At 57.6% G+C, this 19,332-nt stretch carries 15 protein-coding genes and 1 tRNA gene; all 16 read right to left on the bottom strand.

What is annotated here, in order from left to right; translation table 11 throughout:
* Positions 1–546: a dTDP-4-dehydrorhamnose 3,5-epimerase gene (rfbC, locus tag N0B71_RS06325; RefSeq protein WP_259757902.1), complete on the bottom strand. Its 546-nt coding sequence runs from the start codon at positions 544–546 to the stop codon at positions 1–3.
* Positions 546–1,427, bottom strand: a complete 882-nt coding sequence (gene rfbA / locus N0B71_RS06320) for a glucose-1-phosphate thymidylyltransferase RfbA (protein WP_259757901.1) — start codon at positions 1,425–1,427, stop codon at positions 546–548. The genes rfbC and rfbA overlap by 1 nt, the downstream gene beginning before the upstream one ends.
* Positions 1,424–2,329 (bottom strand): dTDP-4-dehydrorhamnose reductase, encoded by a 906-nt coding sequence (gene rfbD / locus N0B71_RS06315; RefSeq protein ID WP_259757900.1) that lies wholly within the window; start codon positions 2,327–2,329, stop codon positions 1,424–1,426. The genes rfbA and rfbD overlap by 4 nt, the downstream gene beginning before the upstream one ends.
* Entirely contained in the window at positions 2,326–3,384 is a 1,059-nt protein-coding gene (gene rfbB, locus N0B71_RS06310) for a dTDP-glucose 4,6-dehydratase (protein ID WP_259757899.1), read from the bottom strand. The genes rfbD and rfbB overlap by 4 nt, the downstream gene beginning before the upstream one ends.
* 4 nt (positions 3,385–3,388) lie before the next feature.
* Positions 3,389–4,288, bottom strand: coding sequence for a glycosyltransferase family 2 protein (locus N0B71_RS06305; RefSeq protein WP_259757898.1), 900 nt, complete (start codon positions 4,286–4,288; stop codon positions 3,389–3,391).
* A gap of 230 nt (positions 4,289–4,518) precedes the next feature.
* Positions 4,519–5,661 (bottom strand): glycosyltransferase, encoded by a 1,143-nt coding sequence (locus tag N0B71_RS06300; RefSeq protein ID WP_259757897.1) that lies wholly within the window; start codon positions 5,659–5,661, stop codon positions 4,519–4,521.
* Between the two features lie 87 nt (positions 5,662–5,748).
* Entirely contained in the window at positions 5,749–6,903 is a 1,155-nt protein-coding gene (locus tag N0B71_RS06295; RefSeq protein ID WP_259757896.1) for a glycosyltransferase family 4 protein, read from the bottom strand.
* A 72-nt stretch (positions 6,904–6,975) separates the two neighbouring features.
* Positions 6,976–8,010: a GDP-mannose 4,6-dehydratase gene (gmd, locus tag N0B71_RS06290; RefSeq protein WP_259757895.1), complete on the bottom strand. Its 1,035-nt coding sequence runs from the start codon at positions 8,008–8,010 to the stop codon at positions 6,976–6,978.
* Between the two features lie 268 nt (positions 8,011–8,278).
* A complete protein-coding gene (locus N0B71_RS06285) occupies positions 8,279–9,184 on the bottom strand; it encodes an NAD-dependent epimerase/dehydratase family protein (RefSeq protein ID WP_259757894.1) in 906 nt (301 codons plus the stop codon).
* Positions 9,181–12,216 carry a glycosyltransferase gene (locus N0B71_RS06280; RefSeq protein WP_259757893.1) on the bottom strand — a complete coding sequence of 1,012 codons (3,036 nt, stop codon included), beginning with the start codon at positions 12,214–12,216 and terminating at the stop codon, positions 9,181–9,183. Before N0B71_RS06280 ends, N0B71_RS06285 begins: the two co-directional genes overlap by 4 nt.
* Positions 12,217–12,225: 9 nt before the next feature.
* Positions 12,226–13,734, bottom strand: coding sequence for a hypothetical protein (locus tag N0B71_RS06275; RefSeq protein ID WP_259757892.1), 1,509 nt, complete (start codon positions 13,732–13,734; stop codon positions 12,226–12,228).
* Entirely contained in the window at positions 13,727–14,977 is a 1,251-nt protein-coding gene (locus N0B71_RS06270) for an ABC transporter ATP-binding protein (protein ID WP_259757890.1), read from the bottom strand. The genes N0B71_RS06275 and N0B71_RS06270 overlap by 8 nt, the downstream gene beginning before the upstream one ends.
* Positions 14,974–15,771 (bottom strand): ABC transporter permease, encoded by a 798-nt coding sequence (locus N0B71_RS06265; RefSeq protein WP_259757889.1) that lies wholly within the window; start codon positions 15,769–15,771, stop codon positions 14,974–14,976. Before N0B71_RS06265 ends, N0B71_RS06270 begins: the two co-directional genes overlap by 4 nt.
* 186 nt (positions 15,772–15,957) lie before the next feature.
* A complete protein-coding gene (locus tag N0B71_RS06260; RefSeq protein WP_259757887.1) occupies positions 15,958–17,394 on the bottom strand; it encodes a mannose-1-phosphate guanylyltransferase/mannose-6-phosphate isomerase in 1,437 nt (478 codons plus the stop codon).
* Between the two features lie 237 nt (positions 17,395–17,631).
* A tRNA-Thr gene (locus N0B71_RS06255) sits at positions 17,632–17,707 on the bottom strand.
* Positions 17,708–17,781: 74 nt separating this feature from the next.
* Entirely contained in the window at positions 17,782–19,320 is a 1,539-nt protein-coding gene (locus tag N0B71_RS06250) for a DHA2 family efflux MFS transporter permease subunit (RefSeq protein ID WP_259757886.1), read from the bottom strand.
* Between the last annotated feature and the right edge of the window lie 12 nt (positions 19,321–19,332).

The raw sequence follows: 19,332 nt of genomic DNA, 5'->3' as shown, positions 1-19,332 counted from the left end.
TCAGTCGAACAGAGCGGCCTCAGCCAAAGACTTTCCTTCGCGGTCTTTGCCGGACAGTTCAGGCTGGACCTGTATTGGCCACTCGATGGCCAATTCCGGATCGTTCCAGGCTATGCAGCGCTCATGTTCGGGAGCCCAGAAATCGGTGGTCTTGTAGAGAAACTCGGCGCTTTCGCTGGTGACCACGAAGCCGTGGGCGAAACCCTCGGGGATCCACATCTGCAGCTTGTTGTCGGCGCTCAGAACCTGGCCTACCCAGCGGCCAAATGTCGGCGAGCTACGACGCAAGTCGACGGCGACGTCGAATACCTCGCCGTGGGTCACTCGCACGAGTTTCCCCTGAGCCTGGCAGATCTGATAGTGCAGGCCCCTCAGGACGTGGCGAGCCGAGCGGGAATGGTTGTCCTGAACGAATGTGACCGCGTGCCCCACGGCCTGCTCGAATTTCCGTTGATTGAAACTCTCGAAAAAAAAGCCGCGGCTGTCGCCAAAAACCTGCGGCTCCAGCAGTAGCACGTCGGGAATCGCCAGTGGAGTCACTTTCATCAGTAGACCGTTTGTGTCAGAAGACGTTGGAGGTAGCGACCATATCCACTCTTGGCGAGCGAGGCGGCTAGACGTTGTAGGTCGTCGGCACTGATCCATCCCTGGCGGAAGGCGATTTCTTCCGGGCAGGCCACTTTCAACCCCTGGCGGTTCTCGAGCGTTGCGATGAACTGGCTGGCATCCAGCAGGGACTCATGGGTGCCGGTGTCGAGCCAAGCGTAACCGCGGCCCATGATCTCCACCGAGAGTTCGCCCTGCTCAAGGTAGGCGCGGTTGACGTCGGTGATCTCCAGTTCGCCGCGGGCAGATGGGCGAATGCTCTTGGCGATCTCAACGACCTGCCGATCATAGAAATACAGACCGGTCACGGCATAGTTGGACTTGGGCGCGCTCGGCTTCTCCTCCAGGCTGATGGCTTTGCCTTGGCTATCGAACTCCACCACCCCGTAACGCTCCGGATCATGCACGTGGTAGGCAAACACGCTGGCCCCGCTTTCGCGCTGCATGGCACTGACCAGCAGTTCCTGGAAGTCGTGGCCATGGTAGATGTTATCGCCTAGCACCAGGGCACTGGGATTGTCTGCCAGGAAGTCTTCGCCAATCAGGAAGGCCTGCGCCAGCCCCTCGGGAGTCTGTTGCACGGCATATTGCAATTCCAGCCCCCAGCGGCGGCCGTCGCCCAGCAATTGCTGAAACCGCGGAGTGTCCTGTGGGGTGGATATGATTAGGATTTCGCGGATGCCCGCGAGCATCAAGGTGCTCAGCGGGTAGTAGATCATCGGCTTGTCGTAAACCGGCAGCAGTTGCTTGGAGACTGACAGCGTGGCCGGGTGTAGTCGGGTGCCGGATCCGCCGGCGAGGATGATGCCTTTGCGCTTCATGCGGCTTTTTCTCCGATCAGCTCGACCAGCATGCGCTGGACGTGAAACTGCCAGTCCGGCAGGGTTAGACCGAAGGTCTCCCTGAGATGGGTGGTGTCTAGCCTGGAGTTTGCCGGCCTCGGCGCGGGAAGCGGGTATTCGTGGGTCATGATCGGCAGGACGCGCTCGGGAGTGGTACGCAGCGGCAGGCCCAGTCGCTGGGCTTGGGCGATGACGAAGTGGGCGTAACCATGCCAGCTCGTCTCGCCGCTGGCCGTAAGGTGATAGAGACCGCTGAGGCTATCGGGTTGAGGATGGTTCCGGAGGCGCCCCAGCACCTGCGCGGTGATGTCGGCGATAAGGTCGGCGCTGGTAGGCGCGCCGATCTGGTCGGCGACGATGCGCAGCTCTTCCCGGTCTGCTGCCAGGCGCAGCATGGTCTTGGCGAAGTTTGCACCGCGCGCGGCATAGACCCAACTGGTGCGGAAGATCAGGTGGCGACAGCCGCTTTCGCGGATGGCCTGCTCGCCGGCCAGTTTGGTGCGGCCATAGGCGTTGAGCGGTGCCGGCAAGTCCTCTTCGCGAAACGGCTGCTCGCCCTCGCCATTGAACACGTAGTCGGTCGAGTAGTGCACGAGCCAGGCGCCAAGCTCGCCAGCCAGAGAGGCCAAGTGGCCGACAGCCTGGGCATTCACCCGTTGTGCACGCTCGAAATCCGTTTCTGCCTTGTCCACCGCCGTGTAGGCGGCAGCGTTGACGATGATGGCCGGTCGCTCGCTTTCAACAAGCTTTCGCAAGCCGTCCAGGTCTTCAAGGTTTCCCCGCTGACGGTCGCAGATCGTCAGGCGACCTAGCGGCGCCAATGCTCGCTGCAGTTCCCAGCCGACCTGGCCATTACCACCGAGGATTAGAATGTCGTTCATGCGTACTGCTGGCTGAGCCACTCCCGGTAGGCGCCGCTGGCAACGTTCTCCACCCAGGCCTGGTTGTCCAGGTACCAGCGCACTGTTTTGGCGATGCCCGTTTCGAAGGTTTCCGCCGGTTTCCAGCCCAGCTCGCGCTCCAGCCGAGTGGCGTCGATGGCATAGCGGCGGTCATGGCCGGGGCGATCCTTCACGAAGCTGATCTGGTCACGGTAGCTGCGCCCGTCCTGGCGTGGAGCCTCGCGATCCAGGGTGTCGCAGATGTGATGAACGACTTCCAGGTTGGTTTTCTCGTTCCAGCCTCCCACGTTGTAGGTTTCCCCCACCTGCCCGGCCTCGAGCACACGGCGAATGGCGCTGCAGTGGTCCTTCACGTACAGCCAGTCGCGGATCTGTTGGCCGTCGCCGTAGATCGGCAGCGCTTCGCCCGCAAGGGCGTTGCGGATCACCAGTGGTATGAGCTTCTCCGGGAAGTGATACGGCCCATAGTTGTTCGAGCAATTGGTGGTCAGCACTGGCAGACCATAGGTGTGATGGTAGGCACGCACCAGATGGTCGGAGGCGGCCTTGGACGCCGAGTAGGGGCTATTGGGCTGGTAGGGATGCTGCTCGGTAAAGGCAGGAGCCTGGGCTTCCAGCGTGCCGTAGACCTCATCGGTAGATACATGGAGGAAGCGGAACTCCGTCTTGCTCGTTGGCTCGAGGGCGTTCCAGTAAGTGCGTACCGCTTCGAGCAAGTGGAAGGTGCCCACCACGTTGGTCTGGATAAAGTCTTCCGGACCAAGAATCGAGCGGTCCACATGGGACTCGGCGGCGAAGTTCAGCACAGCGCGTGGCTGAAACTGCAGGAGCAGGGAGGACACCAACTGCGCGTCACCGATGTCGCCGTGCACGAAATGATGGCGCCCATCGTTATCAAGACTCGCCAGATTTTCGCGGTTGCCGGCGTAGGTGAGCTTGTCCAGGCTGACGATGGTTTCGTCGTGGCGAGCCAGCCAGTCGAGGACAAAGTTGGAGCCGATAAAGCCAGCGCTGCCTGTTACGAGGATCGTCATTGAGTCACAGCCTCTGCATGAGCGATGCGGCAACCAGTCCGAGGTTGCCGGGAAGCGTTTGTCGGTAAACGCCTGACTGGCTGATCAGCGACAGCTTGCGATACAGCGGCGCGCGGCGCGCACTGCCGAACAACTCGAGGATCTGCTGGTTTTCGTAGGTCAGGTGCTGCCTGAAATGGGAAACGGCCTCCAGATTCACGTCGTTCCAGTGTCGGAACGTTCCTTTGAGCATGCGGTGGAGCCGAACGAGTCGGTCCCTGACACTCGAGTTCGAGCCTATCAGGTTGTTGCCGTGTTGGCGGTAGTCGATCGCCGGATGTGCATCGTAATTCACGCGGCCGCCGCATCCAGTCACGATGATGTATGTCCACCAATCGTGGGAAATGATCGGCACATGGTCCGGCGTCAGGCTCAGCAACCGTGCGGTCGCGGCGTTGAACAGCATGGTGTTGCCGCCGGCAATGCTCTGCACCAGGGCATTGGCGAAGCTGGGGGCCCGGCGGAACAGCGGCGAGAAGCCGATGCCCAGGCCGTCAGCGTCGATCAGACGCGTACGCGAGCAATAGAGAAGGGGAAGGTCCGCCGGATGCGAAGCTGCCCAAGCCAGGCCGCGCGCGAGTTTGTCAGGCTGCCACAGATCATCTTGGTCGCAGAACGCGAAGTAATCGGCCTGCCCCTGGGTGCGTCGGATCGAGGAAAGGAAGTTGGCGGCAAATCCTTGGCGAGGTCCTGCATGGATCAGCAGGCGAGCAGGGCCAAGGCGGCGCTGATATTCACGGAGGATTCCTAGTGTGTCATCGCTGGAACCGTCGTCTGACGCATGGATCACCCAGTCTTGGCACGTCTGCGCGATCAACGATTCCAACTGCTCGCGAAGGTAGGCAGCGCCGTTGTAGGTCGACAACAGAATGGCGACCTTGGCTGGGCAGTCGGGACTGGTGCAAGACACGGCAAGCGCTGAATGCTGTCTTTCCAAAGCGGCATCCCCTGCTTCTTATTAGTTATTTTTTGCTTATATGACGCAGGATAAGTGTCTGGGTTGCGGCCGGGCAACCCCGCTGGCGGATGACTGGTTAGTCAGTTTTTGCCCCAAGGCCTAGAGCTCTGCAATAGGTGATTGCGTCCACTCGGCGATCACAGTTGGCGTATCAGCTCCAGGAAGCGGATGCGGACTGTCTCTTCGGAGAAAACTGTCCTGCAGCGTTGTTGTCCGCCTTGGCCGAGCGTGGCGAGCCGTGCGGGATCATTATGCAGAGCGAGAATCGCCTCGGCGAGCTTGTCGGCTTCGCCCGGTTGTACCGTAACCGCTGCCTCGTCTTCGGGGGCTACCCAATTCACGCCGGTCTGCAGCCGGCAATTGACGATCGGCTTGCCGCAGGCCATGGCGTCTAGCTGGGCGATGCCAAAAGCCTCGGAGTAATACACCGACGGAAACAGGAACATTCTCGCATTATGAATCAGATGGTATTTGTCGATGTCGCTGACGAACGCGTTGATGAAATGAACATGCTGCGGAAACTCTTCTGCGAGCTTCCAGAACCGTTGTTCTTCTGGCCCGATTCCAAAGACTGCCAGATTGATGTGCTCGCCACGTTGCATGAGTAGGCGAAATGCAGCCTCCAGCGGCTCGGTACCCTTGTAGCTCACGAGACGACCGAAGAAAACACAATACCCGTCTTGGAGGAAGTGCTCAGGAAGAGTTTGTGTAGGCGCCTGCGTCAGGCAATCCTCCACATACGGCAGGTTGATGGTGTAAGGCACTGCCGGAATCTCCCGGTCGATATTGCGCAGCACTTCTGAGTGCTCTCGTAACGCCGGGCTACCGGTTATAGCGAGGTCAGCCTTACGCACGGCGAAACGATCAAACAGATATGTCAGTCGCTTGAGGTAGCGTTGGCGATAGACGTCACAGTGATAACTGACCACCGTCTTGCCTCGCATTAGCCAGTGCGTAAGCAGTAGGGCGAGGCTTGCCGATGGAAACTGCAGGTTGATGTGGGTGATATCGGCGTGGCGGGCCAGCCGCAGGAAATGCCAGAAGAAAGCGAAACTTAAAGGGACTGACCAGAGATTCCCCATAGACGCTGCGCGGAGGACACGGATACCGTCGATATACTCCAGATGGCTGCGCAGGCTACGCGAGTTAGCGCAGCAAAGTACGGTCACATCGTGGTCATTATCCTGGTACCAGTGGGCGTACTGCTTGACGGCTGTCTCGATCCCTCCGGTGGAGGGGGCGTAGTACTTGTTGACTAGCAGGATTCGTTTGTTCGCCATTGTTGGTCTCGCGAGGGCATCATTCAGCTTAGCGGCGGATCGGACGAAGGAAAGGTGCGGGAAAAGCTCCGCCGGTGCTTGTACCGGTCAGGTGCGGCGGCCGCTGATGTGCCGATAGACATCCAGTGTGCTTTCGGCGCAAGCGTCCCAAGAATAACGAAGGGCCCGCTCCTGGCCGCGCTCGATGCGCTGCGCCGTACTTTTCGGTTGTTCCAGAATTTCTTGCATCGCTGCCGCTATTGAGTCGGCCTGTAAAGGGTCGACGAGCAGTGCTGCGTCTCCGGCTACCTCCGGTAGCGAGGTCGTATTAGAGGTGATGACTGGACAGCGGGCGGCGAAGGCTTCGACAACAGGTAGTCCGAATCCTTCATAGAGTGAAGGAAAAACCAATGCAGAAGCGCTCTGCAGCAAAGCTCGCACCATCTCCCCAGAGAGGTATTCAAAGCGCCTGCCTTCATTCCGCAGTTCTAGGGCGTCTAACTCGGTGAGCAACTTGTCAGCTTTCCATCCGGTGCGCCCGACAATGACGAGCGGGTGCTGACGACGCGTGGCAGCGGGAAGGGACTTATGCGCCTGTAGTACACGAGTCAGATTCTTGCGTGGTTGCAGAGTGCCGACAAAAAGAAAAAATCCAGGCTGAAGTCCAAGTTCGGACAGCACTCGGTCAACCGAGGGTTGCGGTATTCTCTCGAAGTATTCTGGTGAAACACCCAAAGGCGTCACCGAGATGCACTCCGGAGCGATGCCCAGGTGGTCAATCAGATCGCGCTTGCTGTATTCGGAGATGGTGATGATGTGGTCTGCACTGCGCACCGTGCGCGTGAACAGCCAATTCTTCAATGACCGTAAATTGGCAGCTGCCCATTCGGGATGGAGAATTGGGATCAGATCCATCACGTTGGCGACCACGGGTGTCGCCTTCAGGCGGGGTATGTGGTGATCGGTGGCATGAAATAAATCAATCTGCTTTGCGACATTTTTTGACAGCTTTCCCTGCGCGCCCAGAAGGGTACTGCGAAGGGCGTGCACGGAAAATCTTTCACCCAGACGGTACGGCGGGCCGCAGTCCAATAGGGGCAATGAGCTGCCGAATGCGAACGGGTGTAATGAAAAGCCCGCATCCGCTTGTTGCGCCTTGTTGTTTAATGCATGCCAAAGGGCTCGGGTATATACGCCGATTCCATCGAGATGACCAGCAGTACAGCCTTTGGCCCAGACAGTGACTCCCAGACCAACGCGCATGCGGGGCTCCTGGTTGAGATTACGGAGGGGGTATCGAAGGCGCGCCTTGAGGGCGCGCCCCGACGGGTCGTTTTAGAACGAGAAGCCTGCTTCGTTGCGACGTAGGTCGGCTTCGACCATCATTTTGCAGAGCTCCTCAAGGGTGGTCTTCGGTTCCCAGCCCAGCGTCTTGCGTGCATGAGCTGGATCGCCGATGAGCAGTTCGACTTCTGCCGGACGGTAGAACTTCGGATTGATGCGCACCAGGGTCTTGCCGGTGCCTGCATCGATGCCGATTTCGTTCTCGGCGCTGCCTTCAAAGCGGATTTCGATACCGGCGGCCTTGAAGGCCATGCTCACGAAGTCGCGAACCGTCTCTGTACGGTTAGTGGCCAGGACGAAGGTGTCTGGCTCGTCAGCCTGCAGCATACGCCACATCCCTTCCACATATTCCTTGGCGAATCCCCAGTCGCGTTTGGCGTCCAGATTGCCCAGTTCAAGCACGTCAAGTTTGCCCAGCTTAATTTTGGCAACGGAATCGGTGATCTTGCGGGTCACGAATTCGCGGCCGCGCAGCGGTGATTCGTGATTGAACAGGATGCCGCTGCTGCCAAAAATGCCGTAACTCTCGCGATAGTTGATGGTAATCCAGTGCGCGTAGAGCTTGGCGACCCCATAAGGGCTGCGCGGGTAGAAAGGCGTGTCCTCCTTTTGCGGAATGGCCTGGACTTTGCCAAACATTTCGGAGGTCGATGCCTGATAGAAGCGAATCTTCGGATTGACGATGCGAATAGCTTCGAGGAGATTCAGTGCGCCTACGCCAGTAATTTCAGCGGTGGTTGCCGGTTGCTCGAAGGAAACGCCGACGAAGCTTTGCGCCGCCAGGTTGTAGACCTCGGTGGCCTGGGTATTTTGGAGCAGACGGATGCTGGCGGAGAGATCGGTCAGATCATATTCGACCAGATGCAAGTTCGGGTGCTGGCTGACACCCAGTTCTTCGATACGCCAGAAATTGACGGAACTGGTCCGGCGATAGGTGCCATAGACGGTGTAGCCCTTCTCCAGCAGCAGCTGCGCCAGATAAGCGCCATCTTGCCCAGTAATGCCGGTAATCAGTGCAGTTTTCATAAATCCTCCTGCGTAGCTCCTTTGGTAGTGCGGAATAGAGTTGTGTTGGGTTTGCTTTTTTTAAGGAATGGTTCTTCGATGAACCGATAAGTAATGGTCGAATAATTGCTCCAGAGAGCATCAAGGTTTGGCAGATGAGAGCAAGCTTTATGAGTGGAATTAACGGGCCATATGAATTCCAAGCGCTTACTCGTTGTAGGTAATATCAAGTAAGCGAGCAGCAAGCTGATCAGGGTCAGATGCAGATAGGGAAGCTCGGCCCACATTCTTAAGTATCCCGCTTAAGGTCGTTGTACATTGATTCCAGGATTTGTCTGAGATCCGGCAGCTTGGGATTTGCTTGGAGGAGCTCGTGCAGCCTGCGATGGTCACCTACCAAGCGCCAAACTTCATTCTTGCGTACGAACTTGTCGGAGACCTCGATGTTCGGTCGATAGCCGCTGATTTCCGTCAGGCAGTCCAGCACGTCATAGCCAGTCCAGCCGCGGCCGGAGCACAAGTTCACCGTGAACGGGTCCTGGTGGTTTCTCGCCATTAGCTCTGCAACTATCCAGGCACAACGATGGACATCGACATAGTCACGTACCGAGTTGATATTGCCCAGTTTCAGTTCGGGGGCTCGGTCGACGAAGTGGCGGACGATTTTGGGGATCAGGAAGGATTCCGCCTGCCCAGAACCAATGATGTTGAAGGGACGGACGATGTGAATTTTCAGCTCGTCGGAGTACTGCTTTGCCAGCATCTCCATGACCATCTTGCTGTATGAATAATGGTTGGATGGGTTGTACGCCAGGTCTTCGGAAAGAAACTCCACGTTCTGGTTGCCGTATACCCCAGCCGTACTGGCTAGCAGCATTGTCGGGCGTTTGATGTTGGCAGCAAGTACTGCTTCGAAGAGATTTTCCGACCCCAGGACGTTAACGCCATAGATCTGCTGAATATCTCCGTGGGTGACAAGGGCAATGGCCGCGAGATGGACGATCCAGTCGGGAGCGAACTCCTCAATGGTACGAGTCAGCGTATCCTTGTCCGATAGCGAAATTGGCACCAGATCATTAGTCTTGGTGCCCATCGAGGTACCGAGCACGGTCGCACCGCGGTCTTTTAGCTCATTAATCAGATAATGGCCTATGAAGCCACTGCCGCCGGTGACGAGAACGCGGGAGCCTTTCATGCTTTATCCTCCGATTTGCTTTGGACTATCTGCTTGAAATAGCCAGTGAGGTTAGTGGCGCACTCTTTCCAGGTGATGGTGTGCCATTCCTGCTGGATGCGCTGTTCACGCTGCTTCAGTTCGTCGGGGCTGTTGGAATAGAAAGCGATGCGCTCCGCCCAGCGGACCACATCCCATGGATGGATGTATTCGACCAGATCGCGCCCGGTTTCCCGCAGCGGTGGAACGTCCGAGGTCAGGCAGAACTTCCCATAGCCAAGACTTTCGGGGAGCGTCAGGCTCCAACCTTCGTAAAGGCTGGACAGAAGAGTAAACTGGCAGTGACGATACAGGACATCCAACTGCTGATCGGTGGTACGCAGGATCAAAATACGGCCTTTGACGCGCTCGTCCCGCATGATCACTTCGAAGAGATCCTGAGCTTTCCAGCCTGGTCCGCCGACGAAGACCATCTGCGGTAGATCTTCAGTGCCGTCTTCCAGCAATTTGAGGTACGCCTTGTAGAGCGTTTCATGATTCTTACGGATTTCCAGTGTGCCCACGCTGAGGACGAAGGGACCGGTGACGCCCATCTCCTGCAGCAATTGCTGGTCGCGGGAATGATCTGTGTGTGGGGCGATATCCGAGCCGAACTTGATGGGCAGGCCCTCAACGACTGTCCAACCGTGGTCCTTCTGCCACTTCTGCCCGTCGAGCATTGCGGTTTCGCCACCATAGATAATCTTGTCGCTGGCGAGACCTGCTAGGTAGAAGAACTTCTGATACCAGTCGTAGGCTTCCTTGGCGTGCAAATGCGGGGTATTAAGTGGCGTCAGATCATAGATGATCTGAGCGAAATGGAAGGGCGATTGGCGCTTGGCCTTGATAATCTCGGCCAGAGGTTTGGGATCCCAATTAATACCGGCAGAGAACACCATGTCATCGCGGTCAAATGGCAACTTCTGCGCGGGCCCTTCCAACAATGGGAGGATGTCGGCGCGAATATCGCCCTGAGCAGGGCTGGCTTCCTGATTGCGCTTGTACTCTTCGGCAGTGAGCGCGTGTGCCGGAATGTTCCCGCTACGCTTGGCATACCGGATCGCCATTTCTCGCAAAGGCATTGGCAATACGCTGATTATATAGGCTGCAGCGATCTTCAGACGGGCGCGGCTAGTAATTGCCGGTGATGCTACGTGTTCCAGAGCCGGAATGTGCGGCTGCAGAATCGGAGCGGGGGTGCTGTCGCCCGGGCTTGTATGATAATTGGGGATGCGATGCCCTTCCCCAGTAGCTTCTTTTTCGCCCCAGAACTTCTGGAAGTGTGCATAGGAAGTGCTCACGTCAGAGTCGCCGAACAGCCAGAGCAAGCGATCTCTGGGAATTTCGAAGTATTGGCCTTCGTGGAACGCAAAGAAGCGTACGCCCGGAACCAATCTTTCCAGATGATGTGCAAGGATCAGTTCGGAGCGGATGATGCCGGTCACGCCGCCACGCCACACGGCATAGGACAGTGTCAGATCAACCCACAGTCGCCCGGTTTTTCTTCCGGATTGTGCAATAGCGGCGAAGCTCAGGATGGCGTCGAGAACATCACTGCCGCACTTTTCCCAGGAAGTGCCTTGCCAGTTGTCGCGAATGATTTCTTCTTTCTTGCGCAAGGCTTCGGGATTGTTGCTGTAGAACTCGATGCGATCGGCCCACCCCATGACGTCCAGCGGATGGATGTAATCGGGGAACTGGCCACCAATCTCCCGCAACGGCTCCACGTCGGACGCCAGGCAAAGCTTTCCGTAGCTGAGACCTTCCGGCATAGGGAGGCTCCAGCCCTCATAAAAGCTAGGCAACATGGTAAACAGGCAGTTGCGGTAGAGCGCATCCAATTCGGCGTCGGTAGGAGAAAGCACTAAGAGTTTTCCTGCCACTCTCGGATCGCGCTTGATGGTGTCGATCAAATCACCGGTGCGCCAGCCCGGCTTCCCTGCAAATACCATGGTGGGCAGGTTCTTCGCGCCTCGCTCAATGAGGGATACGTAGGCCTTGTACAAAGTGTCATGGTTCTTGCGAACCTCGACTGTGCCGACTGTGAGCACGAACGGGCCTTCGATGCCAATACTCTTCAGGAGCAGTTGGTCATCACCGTCACCGGACCTTTTCGTGAGGTCCGTTCCTCCATAGGGGATAGCGATGCTCGGGGGAGTCGGCCAGCCGAACTTCTTCTGGTAGTACTCACCATCACGCTGCGGGCTGCGACCACCATACAGAATGAAATCGCAATTCTCGGAAATCCACTTGAAGTAGGTGCGGAAGCTTTCTTCTTCCTGCGGTCGATAGAGATGATGAGTCGATTCGCCTAGCAGGATAGTGTCGTAGCACATGTAAGCCAATGCCACGCCCGGTTCGCGTTCTTTCACCTGTGTGTAGAAACGTTCCTTGCCGCTGTCTAACCAGCCCAGACAGACCACGAGGTCGCCGCTCTTGTACGGATAGCTCAGAGGTGGCATGCCAATCTGCGCGGGAGCGCCACCAGCAGTAGGCTGCGCAGGAGCGTTGGGCAGCAGATTGCGGAGCCATCGGTTTGTCCGGATGGCTACCCCCAGGGCCTTTCGTGGCAACCAGCTCAATGCAAGGCCTGCCGGCTGATAACGGTACGGCAGAGCACTGGCGCTCAGTAGCATTGCACGCTCGAGTCGAAGAGATCGACTGGGGGTCTCTGCTTGCAGATTCGCCAGATAGGTGTCTACCTTGGTGTTTTGTTCCGCCGCTTCAAGTCTGGCGAGTTGCTGTCCCTTCTTGTTGCGCGTTTCCAAATATTTTTCGGCGACGTTCTGATTGCCGTGTAACCAAGCCAGCTCTTTCTTGTCGATCTCGACGAAGCTTCCGTTGCTGAACATGCTGAAGCGCAGTTCGGGAAACTGACGGTTCAGGGCGGCGGCAACTTCTAGCTCCGCTCGAACGATGCCCACCACACCGCCGGGCCATTGCATGGAAGTCGTGATGTCCAGCCAAATGCTATTCGTGTTCAAAGTGCGGTCCTGATTAATTCTGCTATCCATGGATGTGAATCAGTTGTCTGGCTCTGCCGTGCGGAACCGGGCAAGTTCGGTCTCTAGTAATTCAACTCTCGCGAGTGCGTCCAACCGCGCTGTGTCCAGGTTCCGGGCATGGTCTTGGACCTTATTTAATGCGCTCTCCAAATCTTCCACGTAGCTGCGCAGGCGGGAGACAGCATCATCGTATTCGGCGATTATCTGACGAGACGTTTCACCATGCTCGGTCAGCAGCTTGATGGCGCGGTCCTGATCGGCAATCTGTTGGCGAGACGTGTCGCTGTGCGCAGTCAGGCGTTTGATAGCGTCATCCTGATCGGCGACCAGTTTGCGGGTTGCTTCTTCGTGCTCTTTCAGCAATTTGATGGCGTGATCTTGATCGGCAATCTGCTTACGAGAGGCATCTTCGTGTTCTTTCAACAGCTTTATCGCGTGATCTTGGCTCCCGATGTGGGTGCTCAGGCGCTGCAGCGTGTCCTGCAGGGAAAGGGTTTCCCTCGCTGCTTCAGCGTTGCGATCAAGTAGCCGCAGAGCCACAGAGCGAATATTGGCCGCAGCGCTGGTCGACGGGCTCTTCTCCAATGCCTGGAGAGAATTGATCCGCTCAAGCGCTTCTTCGATTCTTGGCGCGGGCTGCCCGTTAGCGATGAAGATGTCCGCGACTTGTTGTTCTATCTCACGGAAATCCGTCGCTTCGACATCAGATAGCCGTATCAGCGGGGAGCGGCAATCGGAAAGATCCAGATCAGCTATCCCCAGCTTGGCGAACTCCTCTAATTTGGCATTTCGATAAGAGTCGTCATGTGTAAGGTGATCGATACTCAGGTCGATATCACCGCAGTTGCCAAGTGTCAGTTGGGCGTGTAACCAGAGAGCAAAAAATGCCTTGTAATTATCACGCCACTTTAACGGACTTCGCTCCGCCAGCACTCTGTCGTGGCCGAGGTCTCCGTTGGTAGACAGGGCAATGCCGCAACTTGCCTTGACTGCTTGAAGCGCCGGCGGGAGTTGTGCAGCGCCATAGATCAACTGAGTCGCGGCGTCAAAGTAGTCATTGATCTTGAATGACCACCACTGGCTGCGAGGTTCGCGCCAGAGATGCACATGTATACCTCCGAATTGCTCTTTAAATGCCAAAGGCTGGCCGAAGCTGCGGCAAAACTGGAAGACGGTGCGTGCTCTGGAGGCGTTAATCAGTGCCTGGTAATACGTGCGCTGCTGTACAGACAGTGACGGGAGAAAAATTTCCTCGAAACAGAATTCCGCCTTGAACAGGCCCTTCAGTTCATCGCGAACTTCGTGGAACTCCCAGAAGTATGGCTTACCGATGTCGGGATGATGGATGTTGCCGCCATTGTTCGAGGTCAGAGCGAGTAGTGCATCCGGGTTGCTGTCCAATTCCAGCAACCATTCGTTCTCCGGCTCTTGATAGCACCAGTAATGGCCGGTGCGTCGGAATACGCTGAACAGAAATGTACTGCCTGAGCGAAACAGCGAATGGATGAAGATTGGGCTGTTATCCATGGGTTGCCTGCACACTGACAACGGCCTGCAGGTCGGTTAATCCTGCCAGCGCCGTTGAGCTTTCACTACTGGTAACTCTAAACATGGCGACATCCACCCTTCTATGAAGGAAGTCGGTATCAGATTCGCTGGGGTCGCGAACGCCACAGTTAATGTAATAAATGCCTGGCAGCAAAGCCGCCTTGAATGCGAATTCCACTTGCACGGAATTGCCCGCATCCACTGCGAGGATTTCTTGCTTGAGGAATGCAGAGTCCGTTCCGAATATCGCAATCCCTTCCCTGGTTTTTACCAAGCAAGTGAAAACCGGATTTCGTACGGTCTGGTGGAAATCCACCGTGAAGACAATCTTCATTGTCTCGTTGCAGCGCAGCACATTGGCGCTCATGCCACTGGAGTTGGCGAGCGCAACATCGCGGATGATTGCTCGCCCGTCGCCATAGGATAACTCGCAATCGCTGACCAGGCCGGCGTCCATGATCGGCATGGGAGTAGCGGACTCGGAAATGGCCGATGTTTTACTGAAGAGAGCCTTTTCGTAGCGATCGCAGACAGGTTTCGCCTCGCCGACTTCGACGAGGCTACCTGCTTCGATATGGACTGCCTTCTGGCAGATCTTCTTGATGCTTTCTATGTCATGACTAACGAATAGCAGGGCGGTGCCTTTATCGCAAAGCTCTTCCAAGCGCCTGAAGCACTTGCGTTGGAATGCAGCATCGCCTACGGCGAGGGCCTCGTCGATAATCAGGATGTCGGAATGAAAACTGGTCGCTACAGCGAATGAAACCCGCGACTGCATGCCGCTGGAATAGATTCGAACTGGCTGGTCGAAGTATTCACCGATATCGGCGAAGTGCTGGATTTCTTCGACAACCTCTTCTATCTGTTGCTGATTGAACCCCATCAGGCCTGCGGCATGGAAGACGTTCTGGCGCCCGGTTAACTCAGGATTGAACCCCATGCCAAGCTCTAGGATCGCCGCGACCCTTCCTCGTACGGATACATGGCCTTCGCTGGGCTGCAGGGTGCCCGTAATCATTTTGAGCAGTGTACTCTTGCCCGCACCGTTCTTGCCGAGAATGCCAATTTTCTCGCCGGGAAGAACGTCGAAGCTCACCCCGCGAACGACCCAGTGCTCGTGAGCAGGTCGGGACGGAATACCGAACCAGCGGGCGAAGCGTTGCCACTCGCTGTGATACTGCCGGTAGGATTTCCCTAGATTAGAAACGGTCAGGAGGCTCATAGCGAGTCCACGATTTCAGGCGCTGCGCGACGGAAGATGAACAGGCCAAAGGCGAGCAGTCCGAGCGCAAAGGCGATCAGTTGGAGCGATGTGACGTCCAACTGCGGTGCGGCGTTATACAGGATGATCTGATGGTATGCGCCGATGATGTGGTACAGCGGATTGTACTCAACCAGGCCCTTGAGACTTTCAGGAATGATGTTCACTGGATAGACGATCGGAGTGAACCAAAAGAGTATCTGCAGGAAAATCGGCACTACTTGCCCGATGTCGCGGACGAACACGTTCAAAATGCCCAAGGTTAGTCCTGCTCCCACCGCAATGGAGATCACCAAGAGGGTCAGCGGGATGAGCCAGAGCAGCTCCAGGCCTGGCGGATGACCGAGGACAAACAGCACCGCCACCATGGCGATCGCTAGCAGGGCATTGTTAACAAGGCACGAGCCCACTGCGATGGCTGGCAGAGTTATTCGTGGGAAGAGCATCTTTTTAAGGAGATTACCCTGATCTGTGAAAATGGTCAGGCACCGGCTGACGATTTCTGAAAACAGGTTCCAGCCAAGCATCCCAGCCAAAAGGTAGATCGCATAGGCGTAGTGATTGCTTACGCCAGGAAGTTTGGCTGCCAGGACGTTCGAAAGCACCAGGGCGTAGATCAGTACCTGGGTCAAGGGGTGAACCAGCATCCATAGTGCGCCTAGCCGACTTCTAGAAAATCGGACCAAGAATTCGTTTTTGATCGAAGAAAGGATGAAGTGCCGGTAAAGCCAGATGTTCTTGAGTAATCCAATCATTCTTCGGGTCCAGCAAGGAGCCGCATCACCATGTTCAATGCCCGGTGGCGCCGAGCGTCCGAGCAATTATGAAGACAATGACGATCACGGATAAGATCCGAACAGGTCGTCGGCCTGCTCGGAAGTGCGTGATTCCGACATGGGCGCTCATGGGCTAGCCAGAGCGCCTTTCGTCGTTGCACAGGTTCAACAGGGTGCGCGGCCGTAATTGTCCTGGAAGCGCACGATATCGTCTTCGCCCAGGTAATCCCCACTCTGTACCTCGATCAGCACGAGATCGATTACTCCGGGATTCTCCAGCCGATGTTTGTGTCCCGCGGGGATGAACGTCGATTCATTGCTGTTGAGCATCATGGTGCTGTCGCCGTTGACCACTTGAGCCATGCCGGTGACCACGATCCAGTGCTCGCTGCGGTGATGATGCATTTGCAGCGACAGCGATGCTCCCGGCTTGACCACGATGCGCTTGATCTTGAAGCGGTGGCCTTCCTCAAGCGTGGTGTAGGTGCCCCAAGGGCGGTGTACCGTGCGGTGCAGAAGGTGGGCGCTGTGGCCGTTCTTTTTCAGCTGCGCCACGATCTGCTTGACGTCTTGGGTATGCTCCTTATGCGCGATCAGCAGTGCGTCCGGAGTATCCACGACAATGAGGTTCTGTACTCCGACCAGAGCGGCAAGACGTTCAGGGCTGTGCACATAGTTGTTATTGGCGCCATGGACCAGCACTTCGCCTTCGCAGCGATTGCCGTTTGTGTCTTCCGGCGTCAGTTCGCTCAGGGCGTTCCAGGAACCGATATCGCTCCATCCCAGATTGCAGGGGACGGTGGCCACTTTCGAAGAGCGTTCCATCAGTGCGTAGTCGATCGAGATGTCTGGAACGTTCTTGAACAGGTCGCCTTCAAGCGACAGGCAGCGATGAGCGGGGGCCTCTGTCAGGCGGGATTGCTCAAGGGTGGCCTCTACGGCTTCGTGCACCTCAGGGGCATGGATCTTCATCTCGTCGATCAGAGTGCCCACTCGGAAGCAGAACATGCCCGAGTTCCAGAAGTAGTTACCTGCAGACAGGTACTCTTCGGCTTTCTCCAGGCTCGGCTTCTCCACGAAGCGTTTGACCTTCAGGCCGCCATCAAGGACATCGCTGTCACTTTCGATATAACCAAAGCCGGTCTCCGGGTACTGCGGCTCAATGCCAAAGGTGACGAGCCAGCCGGCACCTGCCAGGCGCGTCGCATTGGCGACTGCTTCAGCGAACGCATCGGTGTGTTTGATCAAATGGTCCGCAGGCAAAACCAGCATCAGCGCGTCCGGGCCGTGTGCCTGACTCAATTGCAGCGCAGCGGAAAGAACAGCAGCAGCGGTATTGCGGCCAAACGGCTCCAACACGTAGCTCAGGCAGGTGGCCTGATGCTTGAGGGCGCGGTATTCGTCTTCGGTCTTGAAAAACAGTTCGCGGTTGGTGACGGTCATTACTTCCGATACGCCATCCAAGGCAAGAGCGCGGAGCAGTGTCTTCTGCAAAAGATTCTGCCCATCGGGAAGGGGCATGAAGGGTTTGGGGTGCGCTTCGCGCGAAACTGGCCACAACCGGCTGCCTGCGCCGCCGCAAATGATCACTGGGATCAGCATCTATGAAAATTCCTTTGCAAAAGTCGTCCTGCGCCGCGTCGCTTGATAACGGGGCGATCCAGTGGATAACGGCACCCGTGCTCAAGGCGAGCGCGTAAGACTACCGCAATGAGGCCAGATGCTCCTAGAGCATCCGACCATTGAATCGGTCATACGCAACTACTCCAGTGATTGGAGTGCGTGGAAATGATTCAGTTCAAAAATGCAAAAACCCACCGACGGGTGGGCTTTTGAGAATGGTGCCGGCACCAGGAATCGAACCCGGGACCTACTGATTACAAGTCAGTTGCTCTACCAGCTGAGCTATACCGGCAAGGAGGGGCGCCATTATAGTCACGTCGCCGGGGGTGTAAACCACTGATTTGTCAGAATGATCCGCAGTTTTGGTCAGTGCCCTCCGGCGGTCGCTGCGCCGGGCTTGGCGCCGAAGGGGGGCTTGGCCAGGCAGATTACGACCAGCATGGCGAGGAACAACCAGCCGAGCAGGGTGAAGTAGTCGATGGTGCTGATCATGTAGGCCTGGCTTTCCACCATGCGCTCCAGCAAGGCAGCGCTGTGCTGGCCGGGGCCGCCGAGTTGTTCGACGGTGGCGCGGGTGGCCGGGTCGTACTGGCTGAGGTTCTCGGTCAGGTAGGCGTGGTGCATGGTGGCGCGGCGGTTCCAGATCCAGGTGGTGAGCGACGCGGCGAAGCTGCCGGCCAGCGTCCGCAGGAAGGTCGCAAGACCGGAGCCGTCGGCGATCTGGTCCGGCGGCAGGTCGGATAGCAGGATGCTCAGGATCGGCATGAAGAAGAACGCCACGCCCAGGCCCATGAACATCTGCACCAGGGCGATGTGCAGGTAGTCGACTTCGGTGGTGAAGTCGGCGCGCATGAAGCAGGTTGCCGCCATGGCGAGGAAGGCCAGGCCGGCGAGCAGGCGCAGGTCGAAGTTGTTCGCGTAGCGCCCGACCAGCGGCGAGAGGAACACCGGCAGGATGCCGATCGGCGCGGCCGCGAGGCCCGCCCATGTCGCCGTGTAGCCCATCTGCGTCTGCAGCCACTGGGGCAGCAGCAGGTTCATGCCGAAGAAGCCTGCGTAGCCGCCGACCAGTGCCAGGGTCCCCACGGTGAAGTTGCGGTGCACGAACAGTCGCAGGTTGACGATCGGGTGCTTGTCGGTCAGCTCCCAGATCACGAAGACCGCCAGGGCGATCACCGCGATCACCGTGCCGCCGATGATGAAGCCGGATTTGAACCAGTCCAGGTCGTTGCCCTTGTCGAGCACGATCTGCAGGGCGCCGACGCCGATCACCAGCATCGCCAGGCCCATGTAGTCCATGGGCGCGTGCTTGATCACCACCGGACGGGCGCGCAACTGCTGGTAGACGACCATGGCGGCGAACAGGCCGATGGGCACGTTGATGAAGAAGATCCACGGCCAGCTGTAGCTGTCGGTGATCCAGCCGCCGAGGATCGGCCCGGCGATGGGCGCGACCACCGTGACCATCGCCAGCAGTGCCAGCGCCATCCCCCGTTTTGCCGGGGGATAGATGGAGATCAGCAGTGTCTGGGTGATCGGGTAGAGCGGCCCGGCGACGAAGCCCTGGATGGCGCGGAAGCCCACCAGCATTCCCATCTGCTGCGCGACGCCGCAGAGGAACGAGGCGATCACGAAGAGCAGGGTGGCGGCGATGAACAGCCGAACCTCGCCGACCTTGCGGCTCAGCCAGCCGGTCAGCGGCAGGGCGATGGCGTTGCTCACCGCGAAGGAGGTGATGACCCAGGTGCCCTGCTCGGAGCTGACCCCGAGGTTGCCGGAGATGGTTGGCAGGGCGACGTTGGCGATGGTGGTGTCGAGGACCTGCATGAAGGTCGCCAGCGACAGCCCGATGGTGGCCATGACCAGGCTGGGCGGGCTGAAGCTGCTGCTGTTGGGCTGGCTCATGGCGACGGCTGA

It is taken from the genome of Pseudomonas sp. GCEP-101, from assembly GCF_025133575.1.
Taxonomy (GTDB): Bacteria; Pseudomonadota; Gammaproteobacteria; order Pseudomonadales; family Pseudomonadaceae; genus Pseudomonas; species Pseudomonas nitroreducens_B.
Note: the sequence above shows the minus strand (reverse complement) of the source record. Positions and strands in the feature narration are given on the sequence as shown.

What these genes read in the sequence shown, in the direction of transcription:
- rfbC (WP_259757902.1), bottom strand. Translation starts at nt 546, where the DNA reads ATGAAAGTGACTCCACTGGCGATTCCCGACGTGCTACTGCTGGAGCCG.
- rfbA (WP_259757901.1), bottom strand. Translation starts at nt 1,427, where the DNA reads ATGAAGCGCAAAGGCATCATCCTCGCCGGCGGATCCGGCACCCGACTA.
- rfbD (WP_259757900.1), bottom strand. Translation starts at nt 2,329, where the DNA reads ATGAACGACATTCTAATCCTCGGTGGTAATGGCCAGGTCGGCTGGGAA.
- rfbB (WP_259757899.1), bottom strand. Translation starts at nt 3,384, where the DNA reads ATGACGATCCTCGTAACAGGCAGCGCTGGCTTTATCGGCTCCAACTTT.
- N0B71_RS06300 (WP_259757897.1), bottom strand. Translation starts at nt 5,661, where the DNA reads ATGGCGAACAAACGAATCCTGCTAGTCAACAAGTACTACGCCCCCTCC.
- N0B71_RS06295 (WP_259757896.1), bottom strand. Translation starts at nt 6,903, where the DNA reads ATGCGCGTTGGTCTGGGAGTCACTGTCTGGGCCAAAGGCTGTACTGCT.
- gmd (WP_259757895.1), bottom strand. Translation starts at nt 8,010, where the DNA reads ATGAAAACTGCACTGATTACCGGCATTACTGGGCAAGATGGCGCTTAT.
- N0B71_RS06285 (WP_259757894.1), bottom strand. Translation starts at nt 9,184, where the DNA reads ATGAAAGGCTCCCGCGTTCTCGTCACCGGCGGCAGTGGCTTCATAGGC.
- N0B71_RS06280 (WP_259757893.1), bottom strand. Translation starts at nt 12,216, where the DNA reads ATGGATAGCAGAATTAATCAGGACCGCACTTTGAACACGAATAGCATT.
- N0B71_RS06275 (WP_259757892.1), bottom strand. Translation starts at nt 13,734, where the DNA reads ATGGATAACAGCCCAATCTTCATCCATTCGCTGTTTCGCTCAGGCAGT.
- N0B71_RS06270 (WP_259757890.1), bottom strand. Translation starts at nt 14,977, where the DNA reads ATGAGCCTCCTGACCGTTTCTAATCTAGGGAAATCCTACCGGCAGTAT.
- N0B71_RS06265 (WP_259757889.1), bottom strand. Translation starts at nt 15,771, where the DNA reads ATGATTGGATTACTCAAGAACATCTGGCTTTACCGGCACTTCATCCTT.
- N0B71_RS06260 (WP_259757887.1), bottom strand. Translation starts at nt 17,394, where the DNA reads ATGCTGATCCCAGTGATCATTTGCGGCGGCGCAGGCAGCCGGTTGTGG.
- N0B71_RS06250 (WP_259757886.1), bottom strand. Translation starts at nt 19,320, where the DNA reads ATGAGCCAGCCCAACAGCAGCAGCTTCAGCCCGCCCAGCCTGGTCATG.